At 49.3% G+C, this 18,220-nt stretch carries 15 protein-coding genes and 1 other RNA gene; 14 read left to right on the top strand and 2 right to left on the bottom strand.

What is annotated here, in order from left to right:
- Window positions 1-278 precede the first annotated feature (278 nt).
- From hisS to HPY31_RS24955, 5 genes are all read left to right on the top strand, one after another.
- On the top strand, window positions 279-1,553 hold the full coding sequence (gene hisS / locus HPY31_RS24975; protein ID WP_172142889.1) for a histidine--tRNA ligase: 1,275 nt from the start codon (window positions 279-281) through the stop codon (window positions 1,551-1,553).
- A 24-nt stretch (window positions 1,554-1,577) separates the two neighbouring features.
- Window positions 1,578-3,368 (top strand): aspartate--tRNA ligase, encoded by a 1,791-nt coding sequence (gene aspS, locus HPY31_RS24970; RefSeq protein ID WP_172142888.1) that lies wholly within the window; start codon window positions 1,578-1,580, stop codon window positions 3,366-3,368.
- A gap of 50 nt (window positions 3,369-3,418) precedes the next feature.
- A non-coding RNA gene (gene ssrS, locus HPY31_RS24965) (6S RNA) lies at window positions 3,419-3,600 on the top strand.
- Between the two features lie 69 nt (window positions 3,601-3,669).
- Window positions 3,670-4,425 (top strand): tRNA threonylcarbamoyladenosine dehydratase, encoded by a 756-nt coding sequence (locus HPY31_RS24960; RefSeq protein ID WP_172142887.1) that lies wholly within the window; start codon window positions 3,670-3,672, stop codon window positions 4,423-4,425.
- A gap of 6 nt (window positions 4,426-4,431) precedes the next feature.
- Window positions 4,432-5,790 carry an AAA family ATPase gene (locus tag HPY31_RS24955; RefSeq protein ID WP_012685607.1) on the top strand — a complete coding sequence of 453 codons (1,359 nt, stop codon included), beginning with the start codon at window positions 4,432-4,434 and terminating at the stop codon, window positions 5,788-5,790.
- A 16-nt stretch (window positions 5,791-5,806) separates the two neighbouring features.
- On the opposite strand, the gene HPY31_RS24950 is transcribed toward HPY31_RS24955, so the two are convergent.
- Window positions 5,807-5,980: a hypothetical protein gene (locus HPY31_RS24950; protein WP_016739245.1), complete on the bottom strand. Its 174-nt coding sequence runs from the start codon at window positions 5,978-5,980 to the stop codon at window positions 5,807-5,809.
- Window positions 5,981-6,077: 97 nt separating this feature from the next.
- Here HPY31_RS24950 and cymR point away from each other — a divergent pair, with 97 nt between their 5' ends.
- From cymR to HPY31_RS24915, 7 genes are all read left to right on the top strand, one after another.
- Window positions 6,078-6,497: a cysteine metabolism transcriptional regulator CymR gene (cymR, locus tag HPY31_RS24945; RefSeq protein ID WP_012685608.1), complete on the top strand. Its 420-nt coding sequence runs from the start codon at window positions 6,078-6,080 to the stop codon at window positions 6,495-6,497.
- Between the two features lie 68 nt (window positions 6,498-6,565).
- Window positions 6,566-7,711, top strand: a complete 1,146-nt coding sequence (locus tag HPY31_RS24940) for a cysteine desulfurase family protein (RefSeq protein ID WP_172142886.1) — start codon at window positions 6,566-6,568, stop codon at window positions 7,709-7,711.
- A 173-nt stretch (window positions 7,712-7,884) separates the two neighbouring features.
- Complete coding sequence (locus HPY31_RS24935) at window positions 7,885-9,549, top strand: methyl-accepting chemotaxis protein (protein ID WP_172142885.1); 1,665 nt, start codon at window positions 7,885-7,887, stop codon at window positions 9,547-9,549.
- Window positions 9,550-9,631: 82 nt separating this feature from the next.
- Entirely contained in the window at window positions 9,632-11,893 is a 2,262-nt protein-coding gene (gene recD2, locus HPY31_RS24930) for an SF1B family DNA helicase RecD2 (protein ID WP_172142884.1), read from the top strand.
- A 74-nt stretch (window positions 11,894-11,967) separates the two neighbouring features.
- The gene (locus HPY31_RS24925; RefSeq protein ID WP_172142883.1) at window positions 11,968-12,447 is read left to right on the top strand and encodes a PRC-barrel domain-containing protein; all 480 of its coding nucleotides are present in this window, start codon (window positions 11,968-11,970) and stop codon (window positions 12,445-12,447) included.
- 34 nt (window positions 12,448-12,481) lie between these two features.
- The gene (locus tag HPY31_RS24920) at window positions 12,482-12,688 is read left to right on the top strand and encodes a hypothetical protein (protein WP_007717618.1); all 207 of its coding nucleotides are present in this window, start codon (window positions 12,482-12,484) and stop codon (window positions 12,686-12,688) included.
- A 27-nt stretch (window positions 12,689-12,715) separates the two neighbouring features.
- Window positions 12,716-12,910: a hypothetical protein gene (locus HPY31_RS24915; RefSeq protein WP_229088206.1), complete on the top strand. Its 195-nt coding sequence runs from the start codon at window positions 12,716-12,718 to the stop codon at window positions 12,908-12,910.
- Between the two features lie 113 nt (window positions 12,911-13,023).
- Here HPY31_RS24915 and HPY31_RS24910 read toward each other — a convergent pair whose 3' ends face one another.
- Complete coding sequence (locus tag HPY31_RS24910) at window positions 13,024-13,710, bottom strand: TerC family protein (protein WP_016739250.1); 687 nt, start codon at window positions 13,708-13,710, stop codon at window positions 13,024-13,026.
- 379 nt (window positions 13,711-14,089) lie between these two features.
- Between HPY31_RS24910 and HPY31_RS24905 the strand changes: the two genes are divergently transcribed.
- Both HPY31_RS24905 and alaS read left to right on the top strand, forming a co-directional pair.
- Window positions 14,090-15,154 carry an AI-2E family transporter gene (locus HPY31_RS24905; protein WP_012685616.1) on the top strand — a complete coding sequence of 355 codons (1,065 nt, stop codon included), beginning with the start codon at window positions 14,090-14,092 and terminating at the stop codon, window positions 15,152-15,154.
- 308 nt (window positions 15,155-15,462) lie between these two features.
- The gene (gene alaS / locus HPY31_RS24900) at window positions 15,463-18,111 is read left to right on the top strand and encodes an alanine--tRNA ligase (RefSeq protein ID WP_172142882.1); all 2,649 of its coding nucleotides are present in this window, start codon (window positions 15,463-15,465) and stop codon (window positions 18,109-18,111) included.
- Window positions 18,112-18,220 lie beyond the last annotated feature (109 nt).

Genomic DNA, 18,220 nt, shown 5'->3' with positions numbered 1-18,220 from the left:
GACCGCAGTGAACGGCTGAAAGAAATCTCTTTCCCCAGTAACTGGCAGGCGTGTGCCGGCGTTAACGGCTAATAAGTGGGATAGCCTTTTGAGATATAGGGCTATTCAAACAGGGTGGCACCACGGGAGTATAACCAGTCTCTCGTCCCTGACATGCGGCGATTTGCTAAATGTCAGGAGACGAGGGGCTTTTTTATTTGTTCATAAAAAAAGGTTCCTTGATCCTGAAGGTTTGGCTTTAGCCCGAGTTTTTGAAAAGACATGGAGGTTCGAGAGGAATGACAAGAATTCAGATCCCACGCGGTACGCAGGATATCATGCCTGGTACTGTAGAGCTGTGGCACTACGTGGAGGCCAAGGCCCGCGATCTGTGTCGCCGCTCCAATTACGCGGAAATTCGTACGCCGCTGTTTGAGAGCACAGAGTTGTTCCAACGGGGTGTAGGCGAGACCACGGATATCGTGGAAAAAGAAATGTACAGTGTAGCCAATCCGCGCAGTACAGATGCTCTCACGCTGCGTCCAGAAGGGACAGCGGGTGTTGTTCGCTCCTACGTGGAAAACAAGCTGTACGGTGTGCCTAATCAGCCTACCAAGCTGTACTACTTAGGCCCGATGTTCCGTCACGAGCGTCCGCAAGCAGGCCGCTATCGCCAATTCGTCCAATTCGGTGCAGAAGCGATCGGTTCAAGCGATCCAGCGATTGATGCAGAAGTCATTGGCCTTGCGATTCGTCTGTATCAGGAGCTCGGATTGACAGGACTTTCTGTGGAGCTGAACAGCGTAGGTACAGGAGAAGACCGGGCACGTCACCGTGAGCATTTGCTCGCACATTTGAACGGCGTTCGCTCTGAGCTGTGTGAGGATTGCCAGTCTCGCATCGATCGCAACCCGCTGCGCGTACTCGATTGCAAAAATGAAACATGCAAAAGACTGACGATGGACGCTCCGTCCATTTTGGACTACTTGAGCGAAGAGTCCGCGGCACACTTCGAAGCTGTACAAAACTACTTGACCGCGCTGGATATTCCGTTTCATGTAAATCCGCGTTTGGTTCGCGGTTTGGACTACTACACACTGACCGCATTTGAAATCAAAATGGCGGAGATCGGTGCGGTAGAAACACTTTGTGGCGGTGGGCGCTACAACGGACTGGTTGCAGAGCTGGGCGGCGACGATATGCCGGGCATTGGCTTCGCACTCAGTATCGAGCGTCTGCTGTTGGCTCTGGAAAAGCAAGGTGTTCAACTGCCAATCTCAGGTGGCATCGACTGCTTCGTAGTGGTGCAGACACCAGAAGCGAAAACAACGGCTTTCGTCCTCGTTGACCAATTGCGTCAAGCAGGGATTGCGGCTGAGCTGGATTATCTGGATCGGAAAATGAAAGCACAGCTGAAGCAAGCAGATCGCCTACAGGCACGTTTTACGGCGATCATTGGTGAGTCTGAATTAGCGAACGGCACGGTTGTTCTAAAGGAAATGGCAACAGGTGAACAACAAGAAGTGAAACGCGAGGAACTCGTTGCGGTACTCGCTGCAAAAGCAAATCAATAAAACAAATCGTTGGGGGAAATGATCATGTCTTGGCAATATCGCACCGTACATGGTGGAGAAGTAACAACAGCACACGTTGGGCAGGAAGTCGTACTGAACGGATGGGTACAAAAGCGTCGCGACCTCGGAGGCGTCATCTTCATCGACTTCCGTGACCGCACTGGCATCGTCCAAATCGTATTCAACCCGGAGTACAACAAAGAAGCTTGGGAAGCGGCTGACAAGGTTCGCAGCGAATACGTACTGGTTGTAAAAGGGAAAGTGGTAAACCGTGCACCAGAAGCAGTCAATCCGAAGCTGAAAACCGGCGAAGTAGAAGTGCACATCTCTGAAATCGAAATCTTGAACGATGCAAAAACGCCTCCGTTCCTGATTGAAGACGAGATCGATGTAGATGAACAAGTTCGTCTGAAATACCGCTACCTGGACTTGCGCCGTCCAGAAATGCAGCGCTCCCTGATTTTGCGCAGCAAAGCAGCGAAAGCATTCCGTGACTACCTGGATGAGAACAACTTCCTGGAAATCGAAACACCAATTCTCCAGAAGAGCACTCCTGAGGGCGCACGTGACTACCTCGTGCCTTCCCGTGTACATCCAGGCGAGTTCTACGCACTGCCACAATCACCACAGCTGTTCAAACAGCTTTTGATGGTATCCGGTTTGGAGCGCTACTACCAAATCGCTCGTTGCTTCCGTGACGAAGACCTGCGTGCTGACCGTCAGCCAGAATTTACCCAAATCGACATTGAGACCTCTTTCCTGTCTATGGAAGAGATCCTGCCGATGATGGAAAAGATGGTTGCTCACGTATTCAAGCAAACGGTTGGCGTAGATGTACCGACTCCATTCCCGCGTCTCACGTATGCGGATGCCATGGCTCGTTACGGTTCTGACAAACCAGACGTACGCTTCGGCATGGAGCTGACAGACGTATCTGATCTGGTTGCGACAAGCGACTTCAAGGTGTTTGCAGCAGCAGTAGCTGGCGGCGGACAAGTAAAAGCGATCAACGCAAAAGGTTGCGGACACTACTCCCGTAAAGAAGCAGACGACCTGGGCAAATTCGCTTCCCGTTATGGCGCGAAAGGCTTGGCTTGGATCGGCTTCAAAGACGGCGAAGTCAAAGGGCCAATTGCGAAGTTCTTTAAAGAAGAAGAAATCAACGAGATGAAAGCACGCTTGGCGGTAGAAGAAGGCGACTTGCTCCTGTTCGTTGCTGACAAACCAAAAGTAGTAGCAGATGCATTGGGTGCCCTTCGTTCCAAGCTGGGTGCTGAACTTGGTCTGATTGACCAAAGCAAGTTCGCATTCCTCTGGGTAGTAGACTTCCCGCTGGTTGAGTGGGATGAGAATGCAAAGCGTTACGTTGCTCTGCACCATCCATTCACACGTCCAAAAGACGAAGACCTGCACCTGTTCGACACTGATCCAGGTCAAATGCGCGCACAAGCGTACGACATGGTACTCAATGGATACGAGCTCGGCGGAGGTTCCATGCGGATCTTCAAGCGCGAGGTACAAGAAAAAATGTTTACCGCACTTGGCTTCTCACCAGAAGAGGCACGTAAACAATTCGGCTTCCTCATGGATGCATTCGAGTACGGTACACCTCCACACGGTGGAATCGCACTTGGTTTGGACCGTCTGATCATGCTCTTGGCTGGCCGCACCAACCTGCGCGAAGTCATCGCATTCCCGAAAACAGCAAGTGCGAGCGACCTGATGGTAAACGCTCCAGATGTCGTAGACGGAAAACAATTGGAAGAGCTGTCCATTGCAACAATTGTCACAGAAGAAGAAAAGGTGGAAGCGTAATCGACTTGCGCAACTGCATTGCTCTTTGATACATTGGTAATACTATGATGAAAGCCCTGCGATGCTCGTGACATCCGATAGTTTTGAGCCACAAAGTTTGTTTAGGGAGTTTTTCGTCCGTGATTGTAAAGGCATGCCTCCTTAGAGTGGACGTCTGTAACAGTTCGGCAAGACACCCACCTGCGATGAGCAGGTTCAAAACTAAGGAGTAACACGACATAATGGGGCTCCTTTTTTCTATTTCAATCCTACTTTTCCGATTGACTATAATCCAGCTTGCGAATGAAAGGTGACACGAAATATGCTTCATCAATTTTCTCGTTGTGAATTGGCCTTCGGTCCCGAAGGTTTGGAAAAAATGAAAAATAGCTGTGTTGCTGTATTGGGAATTGGCGGAGTTGGTTCCTTTACGGTGGAAGCACTCGCGCGTACAGGTGTAGGCAAGCTCATTTTGGTAGATAAGGATGTAGTAGACATCACGAACATCAACCGCCAAATCCATGCGACGCTGAACACAGTCGGTCAAAAAAAGGCGGAGCTTATGAAGGAGCGCATTGCGACGATCAATCCAGAGTGCGAGGTCGTAACTCTCCATATGTTCTACAATGAAGAAACAGCGAATGCGCTGTTCGAGCATGAACTGGATTACATCGTGGATGCGATGGATACCATGTCTGCGAAGCTCCATGTGATTAAGGAAGCGAAGCGTCGCAATATCCCTATTATTTCTAGCATGGGTGCGGCCAACAAAATGGACCCGACTCGTTTTGAGGTTGCCGATATTTCCCAAACGAGTTATGATCCGATTGCAAAGGTCATTCGTCGTGAGCTGCGGAAAAGCGGTATCTACAAAGGAGTAAAAGTGGTATATTCCCGTGAGATTCCCGTAACCGTACGTGTAGATGTACGCGAACAGATCGTTTCCAACCCGGATTCACCGATTAGTAAAGTGCGGATGCCTCCAGCGAGCAATGCTTTCGTGCCTTCTGTAGCTGGTTTAATTTTGGCCAGTGTAGTGGCAAGAGATATTTTGGAGTGGCAGCCTGTAAAAGGATAGTGGAATATGGATGATTTATTCACGTTTGCCTATGACCAGCAGGGTGGCGGCAAACAGAAGCCATTGGCTGCACGGATGCGGCCGCAAACGATTCAGGATGTAATCGGGCAATCGCATATTTTAGCTCCTGGAAAGCTGCTTCGACGCGCGATTGAAGCAGATCAAGTGTCCTCTGTCATTTTTTACGGACCTCCGGGAACAGGGAAAACAACACTGGCAAAAGTCATTGCCCGAACCACACGTACGCATTTCTCCGAGCTAAATGCCGTGACGGCCGGTGTCGCTGACATCCGTAAAGTGGTAGATGCAGCGAAGGAACGGCTCGTTATGGACAGTCAGCGGACAACCTTGTTCGTAGACGAGATACACCGCTTCAATAAATCACAACAGGATGCCCTTCTCCCTTATGTGGAGGAAGGCACGATTATTTTGATCGGCGCCACGACGGAGAATCCTTTTTTTGAGGTGAATCCGGCGCTTTTGTCGCGTTCACAAGTATTTTCCCTTCAATCGCTTTCTCATGAGGAATTAAAGCAGGTCATGGATCGGGCACTTACTGATGAAGAAAACGGATTGGCGGAGCTCTTTGTCACTGTAGAACCGGAAGCGGCAGAGCATTTGGTTCAATACGCAGAAGGGGATGCCAGACGTTTGCTCAACGCATTGGAACTGGCGGTGACAACGACGCAACCAGGTGCAGATGGGCGGATTACGGTGACATTGGACGTTGCCGTGGAATCCATTCAGCGCAGGGCAGTACGCTACGATAAGAGTGGGGACAATCATTACGACACGATCTCCGCTTTTATTAAATCCATTCGTGGTTCTGATCCGGACGCAGCTCTTTACTGGTTGGCGAGAATGATTGATGCCGGAGAAGATCCACGGTTCATTTCTCGCCGCTTGGTAATTTCGGCTTCAGAGGACATTGGAAATGCTGACCCGCAAGCGATCACAGTTGCGATGTCCTGCTTTCAGGCGGTAGAATTGGTGGGGATGCCTGAAGGGCGTATCCCTTTAGCACAAGCGACGACGTACCTGGCAACCGCACCCAAAAGCAATGCTGCTTACAACGGAATTAATTCTGCGTTGGATCGTATCCGAACAGATGGACACAAGCAAGTGCCGATTCATCTGCGAGATTCTGCCTACAAGGGAGCTGCGAAGCTGGGACACGGTCAGGGATATCTGTATCCGCATAACTATCCATATGGGTATGTACCTCAACAGTATCTGCCTGACGGTGTAAACTACTCGTTCTACCAGCCAAAGGATCACGGCTATGAGCGTCACATTCGCCGTTTCCAGGAAGAAAGACAGAAGATGGATGAACGTGGATTGCCAAGGAAAAACTCCCCCGAATAATGGGGGAGCGAACATGTTACGTGCGGACATTTCCGCCTGGTTTATTGGGCAAATCACCGTTTTCATTCGGCTGTTTGCTCTGCTCACTCGCACCGTAACGGGCTTTGTGAGCAATCGTGCCTGCGGGTTGGTCGTACAAGGTTTCGGACGGGTGGTTGGGACCTCGTTCCGAGCGTTTGTTCGTTGTCATCTGCATATCACCCCCTAAGATGTTAGTGTGTCCCTCGATACAGAAGACATGTAGGGGGCGGGCGCGTATTACCGATACAAAGAGGAGAGTTGTTAACGTGAAGATTTCAACGAAAGGACGTTACGGGCTGACGATCATGATGGAATTGGCCAACCGTTGCGGAGAAGGGCCGACTTCCCTGCGGAGCATCGCCCAAAAACACGATTTGTCCGAGCATTATTTGGAGCAATTGATTGCACCTCTGCGTAACGCGGGTTTGGTAAAGAGTATCCGTGGCGCATATGGCGGTTATGTTCTGGCGAAGCAGCCGGATGAGATTTCTGCTGGCGATGTGATTCGCGTGCTGGAAGGACCGATCAGCCCTGTGGAATTTGCAGAGGAAGAAGACCCGGCTAAGCGTTTTTTATGGCTGCGTATTCGGGATAGTATTTCTTCTGTTTTGGATTCGACATCCCTTCAAGACTTGATCAGTTTTGAGGACGATGGTCCTGCCGATAATTATATGTTTTATATCTAGAATTTAAGAGGTTGTTCAAAAAGCCGACTTTTTGAACACGTACTATAAGTTGGTAGAAGGTGACAGCATTGTCAGAGCGAATGTATTTTGACCATGCAGCTACTACGCCGGTGCATCCGCGTGTAGTTGCAGCTATGACTCCCTATTTGACTCAAGTATACGGGAATCCATCCAGTGTCCATGGTGCAGGTCGCGAAGCACGAAAAGCGTTGGAGCATGCGAGAGACACGATTGCCGACTTTATGGATGCTGATCCGCAATCGCTCATCTTTACGAGTGGCGGGACAGAAGCGGACAATATGGCAATCATCGGCGCTGCAATGGCACAGCGCGAACGTGGTCGCCACGTCATCACTTCGCAAATCGAGCACCATGCAGTCTTGCATGCTTGTGAATTTTTGGAGCAGGCAGGATTTGAAGTGACGTACTTGCCTGTTGACGAGACAGGCATGGTCCGTTTGGAAGACCTGAAACAAGCGGTTCGTCCGGATACGGTACTGGTGTCTATTATGTACGGCAACAACGAAGTAGGAACGATCCAGCCAATCGAGGAAATGGGTACCTTTCTGCGTGAAAAAGGGATTGTTTTTCATACAGATGCCGTACAGGCTTTTGGTGTCCTGCCTGTCCATGTACGAAAGCTGCCTGTTGATATGCTCTCGGTATCCGCCCATAAAATTAATGGGCCAAAAGGAGTCGGCGCTTTGTATTTAGCGCGTAAGGTTCCGTTTTCCCCGATTTTGCACGGCGGTTCACAAGAGCGCAAGCGCAGAGCGGGAACGGAAAACCTGGCCGGGATTGTTGGGTTTGCCGAAGCGACGAGGGTCGCTGTCGAGGAAATGGCGGAGCGAGTTGAAAAGTATAAGCAGATGAAAGCAGCGATGATCGCAGTCTGGCAGGAAGCAGGAATTACGTTCTGCCTGAATGGACATCGCGAGCAGGCATTGCCACATATTTTAAATGTGTCCTTCCCTGGTGCCCATACAGAAACCATGCTGATGAATCTGGATATCGCCAAGATTGCAGCAGCGAGCGGCTCAGCTTGTACATCCGGATCACTAGAGCTGTCACACGTTCTAAAAGCAATGCACTTGGACGAGAAGATTGCTCTTTCAGCCATTCGTTTCAGCTTTGGGATTACGAATACGGTGGAAGAGGCGAAGCAAGCTGCTACAGCGGTTGCTGCGATTGTGAAGCGTTTGGTACGCGAATAACGAAGGATGAAAGCCGTTTGGATGAAGCCAAGCGGTTTTTTCATTGGAGCAAAAGTGGGTTTCTTATTGGAGTTTGTGGTGAATTGTGGAAGAGGATGGTAAAATGGTGCTGTAGTACTAATTTTTAAGAACTACTACTACAATTCGGATCATCCGATAAGGAGAGGACTTTCATGTTGGCCAGACGCTACTCTATTCGCTACAAACTGGTGTTTACAATACTCATCCTAACCATGCTCCCATTAATGGTCGTCGGTTATATCCAATTTGAAAATGCGCGCAGCGCGCTATACAAGCTCGCTGTATCTGACTTGCAATACATAACGGAAATAAAGGCACGCGAGCTGGCTGATTACACGCAAGAGGCAACGAGTAGTGAGCGGAACAGACAGAAAATTAACGAAATAACACGCGAGGTGGCCGAAAAATATTACAAGCCAAATGGCATGGTTGGCTACGCCTATATCTTGGATACGAGTGGAATCGCCATCTTTCATCCAGACACGAAAGTTGAGAATACCTCTTTGGCGAATGAACCATTCACGCAAGTCATGCTCGCTCAAAAAAACGGCTGGATCGAATATGAATTCGGAGGCTCTACAAAAGTGGCGGCGTATAAGCAGCTGCCGAACGGGTGGATTCTTGTTATTGGTAGCTACGAGAATGATTTGCTGACGACGATTGAGAGCAGTCGTCCGATGATGTTCCTCCTCAGCCTGATAAGTGCGAGCTTAGCGCTGGTTACTGGCATTTTTATTGTCAACAAGCTGGTACGACCTCTAAATGAGCTGGTATCAGCAATGAAGCGTGCAGAGACAGGAGATTTGACCTCGCAAGTGACTGTTCGTTCCCGGGACGAGCTTGGGGAATTATCGTCGATGTACAATGAGATGATGGGAGTATTTCGCAGCATGGTCAACGAAGTGCAGCGAGTAGCCCAGCAGGTCGCGGCAGCGTCGGAAGAATTAACAGCGAGTGCGACAGAAAGTGCGCGTGCTTCCGAACAGATTTCCATGGCTTCTTCGGAAATCGCTACGGGTTCCGAACAACAAAAACAAACGGTGACGGATACGGTACGCTTTTTGTCTCGCATCGGTGGAGATATCCAACTCATTGCGGCCTCGACTTCCCAAGTCAATGCTGATGCGATAGACGCGAATCGATTGGCACAGGTTGGGGAAGGCAAGCTGCACGAGCTCGTACAAGAAATGGATCAAATCACGGATCACGCCCGTCGCACAGAGCAGGTTATCCGCGAGCTTGGCTCTCAATCCGAGCAAATCATCGGTATCATCACGATCATTCGTCAACTATCCAACCAGACGAATCTATTGGCTTTGAATGCCGCCATCGAGGCTGCACGGGCGGGGGAACAGGGACGCGGCTTTGCGGTTGTGGCTCAAGAGGTACGTAAGCTGGCTGAGCAATCGGGTGCAGCTGCAGAAGAGATCGCAGGCTTGATTCATACGATCCATACAGATATTCTCGAGGCTGTAACGGAAATGGGAACGACTGCTGTCGCTATCCAAGATGGACGCGAAGGAGTGGCGCAGGCAGGAGACAGCTTCCAGCAAATCTTGGTGGCCGTTCAAGACGTCAGCCAGCAAGTACATCGTATGAACGATGCAGCCCAAGCCATTCATCGCGATACGGTTCAATTGGTGGGTCACTCGAAAAAAATTGCTGGACTTGCGGAAACAGCGGCCAGAGATACACAGGAAGTGGCAGCAGCGTCTGAAGAACAGTCAGCAACGTCTGAGGAAATGACGGCAGCATCCGAAACGCTGGCGAAAATGGCGGAGCAGTTGTCAGAACAAGTAAAACGATTTACAATTTAAGACGAGCATATGAGAAATCCACTTTCCAAAAGAAGTGGATTTTTCCTTTCTGGAACGGTTTTTTATGTAAGGAGGCGTTTAGATGGATGAGCAGCAGTCAATCTCGCTGTTTGCGGAAACCTACATTCGAGGATTTGTTTCTCAAGAAATTTTTTACAATGAAGAAACCTGGTACGGAGTTATCCGTCTTAAGATAGAAGAGACTACCGAATCGATCAAAGAATCGGAGGTCATTATTGTCGGTAATTTTCCTCGCCCGCATCCAGATGAGCTGTACACCTTTTACGGTGAATGGAAAACACATGCTCGTTTTGGACAGCAGTACGTAGCAAAACGCTATGAACGTGAAACGCCGAAAACATTGGCAGGGGTTGAGCGCTACTTAGCTAGTGGCTTGTTTCAAGGGATCGGAAAGAAGATGGCCAAACGAATTGTCGAGCAGCTCGGGGTAGATGCGCTGTCGATTATCGCGGACTTCCCAGAGCGATTGGCTGAGGTACCAGGCATTTCTGAACAACGTGCCAAAACGATCTATGATTCCGTGGTCGAGCATCGCTCCTTGGAAAGTGCCATGGTTTTCTTGTACGACTTCGGCATTGGTGTGAACATGGCGCTGCGTATTTATCAGACCTACAAGATTGAAACGATGACAGTGCTAAAGGAAGAGCCTTACCGTTTGATTGAGGATGTCGTAGGAATCGGCTTTAAGCGAGCAGATGACATTGCACGAGCAACTGGGATCGCTGCTTCCTCAGAAGAACGTGTGAAGGCGGCGGCTCTCTTTATGTTGCAGGAGGCATCGTATTCGGAAGGACATGTTTATTTGCCTGTGGAGGAGCTTTGTGAAAAAACTCTGCGCCTTCTCGAAGAGTGCGGAGGGCACGTCTTTTCTGGAGACGATATTCAACTGGCAGTGGAAGCCCTGTTTGTGTCGAGCAAAATTGCCTGGGAAGATGAGCGGGTTTATTTGCCCTCGCTGTTTTTTGCCGAGCTTGGTCTGGCCAAAAGGCTGCGTCACTTCGCATCACGGGATGAATTCGGTACGTTCCCGACATCGGAATTTTATCGTGCGTTAGGGGCGGTCGAGGATGAGCTGGGGATTACATATGCCCAGACGCAGCGTGATGCCATTGAACAGGCGATCAAGGCAGGTTTGATGCTGTTGACAGGGGGACCTGGTACGGGGAAAACGACAGTCATTCGCGGGATATGTCGTGTCTTTTCTCAGCTTCATGGATTGTCGCTGGACTTGAAAAAATACAACGAAGATAATCCGTTCCCGATCGTTCTTGTGGCTCCTACCGGACGTGCAGCAAAACGTATGACAGAGACTACGGGTTTACCTGCAATGACCATCCATCGCTTGCTCGGTTACAAAGGGGAGAGCTTCGAGCATGATGCGGAGCACCCAATCCGTGGACGGCTATTAATTGTCGATGAAATGTCCATGGTCGATATCTGGCTTGCCAATCAATTGTTTCGTGCGGTCCCAGACGACATGCAGATCATCATGGTAGGTGACCCTGACCAGTTGCCTTCCGTAGGACCGGGGAATGTTCTCTTGGATATGATCCGATCTGGATTGCTTCCGTTGGTACAGCTGACAGAAATTTATCGGCAAGCAGAAGAGTCTACCATTATTCGATTGGCCCATGATGTACGCAAGGGGAATGTACCGGCAGATTTGCTTCACACCACCCCGGATCGGCGATTCTTCACAAGTTTGCCACAAGAAGTTCCGGAAGCAGTGAAACAAATTTGCTTCGGAGCCGTAAAAAAAGGATATACGGCAAAAGATGTTCAGGTATTAGCCCCTATCTATAAAGGTAATGCCGGTGTGAACCGGTTGAATGAAGAATTGCAGGAGCTGTTTAATCCGAAAACGCCGCAAAAGCGTGAAGTTACTTTTGGAGAGACGACTTTCCGTACAGGAGACAAGGTTCTGCAATTGGTGAACAATGCTGAAGAACAGGTGTTTAATGGTGACATGGGTGAGATCGTCGCCATCTTTTTCCCGAATGAAAATGCGGAGAACCAGGAGATGCTGGTCGCTGCCTTTGATAACAGGGAAGTAGTGTACAAGCGTTCGGATTACCATCAGCTGACGCTTGCCTACTGCTGCTCGGTTCATAAGTCTCAAGGTAGTGAATTTCCGATTGTGATCATGCCGTTTGTCAAAAGTTACTACCGTATGCTCAGACGCAAGTTGGTCTATACCGGGATCACCCGGAGCAAATCATTCCTCATCATGTGTGGAGAGCCGGATGCGTTCCGTGCTGCTGTAGAGTCTGATGAGGAAGGGGTACGGTACAGTTATCTGGAGGAACGGCTAAAGCAAGAGTGAAGTTGGAACCATTTGCGCCGAATGGGCCCGTCCATTTCGCCTGATACTAACAAGGCGGAAGGGGGATGTCCCACATGCGCAAGGCAATGGATGCAGTCGGATTGCCAGTTGTTTGCCTTCAAACAGGCGAGACGATTGGAACCGTGCGTGACATTCTTTGCGACTCCACTTGGCATGTACGAGGAGTCTTGCTGAGCGAACAGGGCTGGTTCCAATCAGGTACCTATATTCCTGCCGAACATATTCATGCGGTTGGGGAGTCCTGCCTTACCGTATCGGGAAAAGACGCGATCACGCCCTTACCTCATCTCGCCGGACTAGAGCCTGTCGGCATTGTGACGGGAAAGACGAAGTTAAAAGGAAAAGCGGTAATTACCGCTTCCGGAGAGAGTTTGGGGAGGCTGGAAGATGTTTACTTTTCAGCCAACTGGGAGAAACTTGTAGGGTACGAACTATCGAATGGCTGGTTTGCAGATATTACGGAAGGACGAAAACGTCTCCCTGCACCAGCATCCGTTATCATCGGGGAAGAAAACCTGATCGTGCCGGACTAGTTCGTGGCCAGGCGTGAAAGGGAGGAAAAGCGTGATGCGTGTCATATGCCCGAATTGCAGTTCCAAAGACGTAGGAAAGATTGGAACCAATCAATACTATTGCTGGAACTGCTTTATAGAAATGAGCGTTTCCAATGAGCAGATCGCTTCTGTCTACCAGGTTGAGGAAGATGGATCTTTGCATTCGCTTAATGATCTGTTTATTGAGGACCAGACAGTAACCGCTCACTTGAATATGTAGTGGATTTGAGCGGCAAATCCAATGGAGGTGGCACGCTTGTTCACTCGAAGCCTGTTGCGGGTTCTGGCCACAAGCGGAATTGTGGCGATCATTGGCTATTGGTTGGCTCCGCGACGTCGCAGTCGGTTTTCATTGAATTGGAATCAGTTGCCCTTCTCCATGCGTGATGTAACGCGTATGTGGAAATCAGGTCGCAAGCTGATGCGTGCCGTTACTCGTTAACACAAAATGTGAATTGGAACGTAAACAAACACCCGAACATACACTGTGTTCGGGTGCTTTTTTCGCCATACATGAAAAAGCTCCGTCGCGGAAATGACGGAGCTTGCGTTGTATTAGGATTGTTCTGCCAAGCGTTTTTGCTGTTGGCTTTTCGTGCGCCCGATCAACAGGACACCAACCACAACAGCTACGATGAATACCCATTTTACCCAAGGGTAAGCGGCAAAGAATGGTGTGAGGAACTTCTCACCTGTTACCATGTTCGCAGCGGTATACGCCAATACTGCAGAACCGATATAGATAACGATCGGATATTTCTCGATCAGTTTCAAGATCAATGTGCTACCCCATACCATGATGGGAACACTGATGATCAAACCGATAACTACCAGAAGGAAATCACCATGTGCTGCACCTGCAACGGCGATAACGTTATCCAATCCCATTACGGTGTCGGCTACGATAATCGTCCAAATCGCTGCTCCCAGTGATCCGCTTGCCTTCATATTCTCATGACCATTATCCTGAATCAGCAACTTGAGAGCGATCCAAATGAGAATCAAACCACCTACAAGCAGCAGGCCAGGAATTTTCAGCAACCAAACCACAGCGAGTGTCGCCAATGCACGAATGACAATGGCACCGACCGTTCCCCAGATGATAGCTTGCTTTTGCTGATGAGCGGGCAGGTTACGAGCCGCCATCCCGATGACGAGGGCATTGTCCCCGGCCAGCACGAGGTCGATGATAACGATAGAAAGTAATGCGGTCCAAAACTCAGGGCTTAACAATAAATCCATTTCTCTTCCTCCTCCTAATCCATTGTAGAAGCGAATAATCCGCTGGCCGTTTTCTTGATACCTCCCATAGTGTATGTAAAGGGGCGAAAAAGAAAACGACCTTTCCCGATTCAGGAAAAGGTCGTTTGAAAACCAAAAATAGACCTTTTACCTGATCGGCAAAGGTCTTGCTTACAACATTGCGAAAATGTTGCCAACATAGCCGGGGAAAAATCCCGTAATGACGACTATGTTGCGAAAAAGCTACTCCCCTTTGGAGATATCCTCTTGTAATTACATAGTACTGAACACGAAATTGTGTGTCAATAGGTTACATGAAATTAATGTGAATGAGACAAGCTAAAAAAGATGTAGGCAAATAGGGAGGAGTTGGGGGAACGTGGATGAACTTCGGCGAAGTCGTCTATTTGCTGCTGCTGTTTGGGTCATCACACTTTTGGTCATCGGCAATCTGCTTTGGCTGCTCCGACCAGTCCTGTCACAGTTGTTTTCGCTCATAAAGGAAGTGCTCGTTCCCGTCATATTGGGACTCGTCATTGCGTACTTGCTCCATCCGATCGTGCAATTGCTGGAAAAAAGAAGGGTTCCGCGCTTGATGGCAGTCCTGCTCATCTATGGATCATTTGTATTGGTGATTACGATTGCGATCATTAATGCCATCCCAGTTTTCACAAAGCAATTGGTGGAGCTGTCAGACGATATTCCCCGCCTGATGGATTGGTACTATACATGGATGAGTGAGTGGGAGGCACGAAAATATTTCTTGCCGGATAGCATCTCGAAGGGTGTGGACCGGGTGATCATCCAGTCGAATGAGGGAATGTCTCATTCCGTATCGAAAATCGTGGATAATGCCAAGCATTCGATGGGCAAGCTGTTTGCCTTTGCTATTGTGCCGTTTATCGCTTTCTACTTTTTGAAGGATATGAAGCAATTGCATGAGACGGGGATGTCGATTGTTCCAAAGGCTTATCGGAAGCAAGTGCTAATTGTTCTGCGGGATATAAATGAATCCTTGGGCAAATACATACATGGACAAATGATGGTCGCCCTGATCGTAGGCGTCTTCGCATACTTGGGCTACTGGTGGATCGGCATGCCGTATCCTTTTGTGTTGGCTGCATTCGTATGTCTCACCAACATCATTCCGTACATCGGACCATTGATTGGGGCGGCACCAGCAGTTGTGATCGCGATTACGATTTCCACCAAGACACTGTTACTCGTTGTCGTTGTCAATCTCATCATTCAAATCGTGGAAGGGAACATTTTATCTCCGAACATCGTTGGTCGTTCCTTGCATTTACACCCGCTACTGATTATCTTGGCACTGCTGGTAGGGGAAACGGTAGGGGGGATCATCGGGTTAATCGTTGCTGTTCCGATTCTGGCCGTTTGCAAAGTGATCGTTAGCCGAATCGCTGTCATGATGCATGAAAGTTGACAGTGATCAGGTAAAATATTTATAATATGGACAAAGTGATTTATGTGAAATCAATGAGGGAACGAGTATGTTGCAGACCTTTTACAGAGAGGACGCTCCATGGTTGAGAGGGCGACCAAAAGAAGAGCAGCAGAAGGCTACTCCTAAGACCGGGCAAAACCCGGCGGCTTGGCACCGTTAGACGCCACTTAAGCGACAGGCCTTGGCTCAGATGTAGCGAGCCTGTAAGCAGGGTGGTACCGCGAGAAATCAGTTCTCGTCCCTGAGGGGATGGGGGCTTTTTTTATTTTTAGATGAGGAGAATGTAGATGAAGAAGCTGACAGGCAATCAAATCCGCCAGATGTTCCTCGACTTTTTTGTAGAAAAAGGACATCGCATTGAGCCTAGCGCTCCATTGGTTCCAATCGACGATCCTTCCCTTCTGTGGATCAACAGCGGTGTGGCGACTCTTAAGAAATATTTTGACGGCCGCATCATCCCGGACAACCCACGTATCACGAACTCACAAAAGTCTATTCGTACGAATGATATTGAAAATGTGGGACGTACGGCTCGCCACCACACTTTTTTTGAAATGCTGGGTAACTTCTCAATTGGTGAGTACTTCAAGGAAGAAGCGATTGAATGGGCATGGGAGTTTTTGACAAGCCCAAAATGGATCGGCTTTGATCCAGAGCTACTCTCCGTTACCATTCATCCAGAGGACGAAGAAGCATTTGAGCTGTGGAACAAGAAAATTGGTGTTCCAGAAGAGCGAATCATCCGACTGGAGGGCAACTTCTGGGATATCGGAGAAGGCCCTAGCGGACCGAACACGGAGATTTTCTATGACCGTGGAGAAGCGTTCGGAAACGACCCGAGCGACCCTGAGCTGTACCCAGGTGGGGAGAACGAGCGCTACCTGGAAATATGGAACCTGGTATTCTCCCAGTTCAACCATAATCCAGACGGTACCTACACGCCGCTGCCTAAGAAAAACATTGATACGGGGATGGGTCTTGAGCGCATGACGTCTGTCATCCAAGGCGTAGACAACAACTTTGAGACAGACCTGCTGTTCCCGCTGATCGAAAAGACCGCGGAAATCTCCGGTGTGAAGTATAAAACAAGCCCTGAGATGGATGTAGCCCTGAAGGTTATCGCTGACCATGCACGTACGGTTGTGTTTGCGATCGGTGACGGTGCGCTTCCATCCAATGAAGGACGTGGCTATGTCATTCGCCGCCTGCTTCGCCGTGCCGTACGTATGGGGAAAAAGCTGGGCGTAGAGAAGCCATTCCTGTACAGCTTGACTGAGACAGTGGGTACAATGATGGGTGAATTCTACCCAGAGGTTGTCCAAAAGCGTGCGTTTATCGAAAAAGTCATTCGTGCCGAGGAAGAGCGTTTCCACGAGACATTAAACGATGGTCTGGCGATCCTGTCTGACATGGTAAAAGCAGCAAAAGATAGCGGAAAGACTCAACTGTCTGGTCAAGATGTGTTCAAAATGTACGATACGTATGGATTCCCTGTTGATTTGACAGAAGACTTCGCAGACGAGCAAGGGCTGACTGTCGATCGCGATGGCTTTGATAAAGCAATGGAAGAACAGCGTGAGCGTGCACGTGCAGCACGTCAAGACGTAGACAGCATGCAAATCCAAGGTGGTCCATTGTCTGATTTGACGGTTACGAGCCAATTTGTTGGTTATACTGAATTGGTAGCAACAGGTAAAGTCGAAGCGATTATTTTGGACAACCAGCTGGTAGAAGAAGCAGAAGAAGGTCAAACCGTACAAGTCGTTCTGAGCCAAACTCCTTTCTATGCAGAAAGCGGCGGTCAGATCAATGACGAAGGTTTCCTGATTTCTGATATCGTGAAAGCACGTGTGACAGATGTACAAAAAGGGCCAATGGGTCAAAATGTGCATTCCGTCATCGTCGAAGCAGGTACCCTGCGTAAAGGCGATGAGGTTCGCGCGGAAGTGAACCGTGAAGCACGTCTGGCTATCACGCAAAACCATACAGCGACTCACTTGCTGCATCAAGCACTCAAGGATGTCCTGGGAACGCATGTCAACCAGGCAGGTTCTTTGGTAGCACCAGAGCGTCTCCGTTTTGACTTCACTCACATTAGCTCCATTACTCCAGAAGAGCTGGAGCGTATCGAAGCAATCGTGAATGAAAAAGTGTGGGCAAACCTGGGTGTCGAGATCTCCAACAAACCATTGGCTGAGGCAAAAGCGATGGGCGCGATGGCGTTGTTCGGTGAAAAATACGGTGACGTTGTACGCGTTGTAAAAGTGGGCGAATACAGCCTGGAGCTGTGTGGTGGATGCCATGTGAACAACACCGCGGAAATCGGTCTGTTCAAACTGGTTAGCGAGAGCGGTATCGGTGCAGGTACACGCCGTATCGAAGCAGTAACAGGACGCGGCGCTTACCAGTTCTTGAATCAGCAGTTCACTACACTCAAAGAAGTGGCGCAAGCACTCAAAGCACCTGTACTGGCAGAAGCACCTGCACGTGTAGACGGTCTGCAACAACAATTGAAAGAAGTACAGCGCGAAAACGAGTCCCTGCGTGCAAAACTGGGGAACATCGAGGCAGCGTCGTTGACGGATAAACTCCAACAAGTAGACGGTATGAATGTACTCGCTGCACGTGTTTCCGCTGTCGATATGGACAACCTGCGCGGCATGGTGGATGAGCTGAAAAATAAACTCGGCTCCGCTGTCATTGTGTTGGGTGCGGTCGATGGCGACAAGGTGAACCTCGTTGCAGGTGTAACCAAAGATCTCATGGATCAAGGCATTCACGCTGGCAAGATCATCAAGGAAGTCGCAACTCGTTGCGGTGGCGGTGGTGGTGGACGTCCTGATATGGCACAAGCCGGTGGTAAGGACCCATCCAAGCTGCAAGAAGCACTGGATGCAGTAGTTGACTTCGTGAAGAGTCAAGTAGTAGCGAAATAATGCGATTGTAAGAGAAATTTGTATAATCGACAGGAGTAAACGAAATCCGAGTCGAATACAAAAAAGAGTAGGTAACCAAAAGAGTCTCAAAGGAAATCGAGGTGTTGAT

This window comes from Brevibacillus sp. HB1.3 (assembly GCF_013186635.1).
Taxonomy (GTDB): domain Bacteria; phylum Bacillota; class Bacilli; order Brevibacillales; family Brevibacillaceae; genus Brevibacillus; species Brevibacillus brevis_D.
The sequence above is the reverse complement of the archived record's forward strand: the minus strand, read 5'-3'. Positions and strand labels throughout refer to the sequence as shown.

What these genes read in the sequence shown, in the direction of transcription:
- HPY31_RS24935 (WP_172142885.1), top strand. Translation starts at nt 7,885, where the DNA reads ATGTTGGCCAGACGCTACTCTATTCGCTACAAACTGGTGTTTACAATA.
- aspS (WP_172142888.1), top strand. Translation starts at nt 1,578, where the DNA reads ATGTCTTGGCAATATCGCACCGTACATGGTGGAGAAGTAACAACAGCA.
- HPY31_RS24910 (WP_016739250.1), bottom strand. Translation starts at nt 13,710, where the DNA reads ATGGATTTATTGTTAAGCCCTGAGTTTTGGACCGCATTACTTTCTATC.
- HPY31_RS24950 (WP_016739245.1), bottom strand. Translation starts at nt 5,980, where the DNA reads ATGACAACGAACAAACGCTCGGAACGAGGTCCCAACCACCCGTCCGAA.
- alaS (WP_172142882.1), top strand. Translation starts at nt 15,463, where the DNA reads ATGAAGAAGCTGACAGGCAATCAAATCCGCCAGATGTTCCTCGACTTT.
- HPY31_RS24955 (WP_012685607.1), top strand. Translation starts at nt 4,432, where the DNA reads ATGGATGATTTATTCACGTTTGCCTATGACCAGCAGGGTGGCGGCAAA.
- HPY31_RS24925 (WP_172142883.1), top strand. Translation starts at nt 11,968, where the DNA reads ATGCGCAAGGCAATGGATGCAGTCGGATTGCCAGTTGTTTGCCTTCAA.
- hisS (WP_172142889.1), top strand. Translation starts at nt 279, where the DNA reads ATGACAAGAATTCAGATCCCACGCGGTACGCAGGATATCATGCCTGGT.
- HPY31_RS24960 (WP_172142887.1), top strand. Translation starts at nt 3,670, where the DNA reads ATGCTTCATCAATTTTCTCGTTGTGAATTGGCCTTCGGTCCCGAAGGT.
- recD2 (WP_172142884.1), top strand. Translation starts at nt 9,632, where the DNA reads ATGGATGAGCAGCAGTCAATCTCGCTGTTTGCGGAAACCTACATTCGA.
- HPY31_RS24920 (WP_007717618.1), top strand. Translation starts at nt 12,482, where the DNA reads ATGCGTGTCATATGCCCGAATTGCAGTTCCAAAGACGTAGGAAAGATT.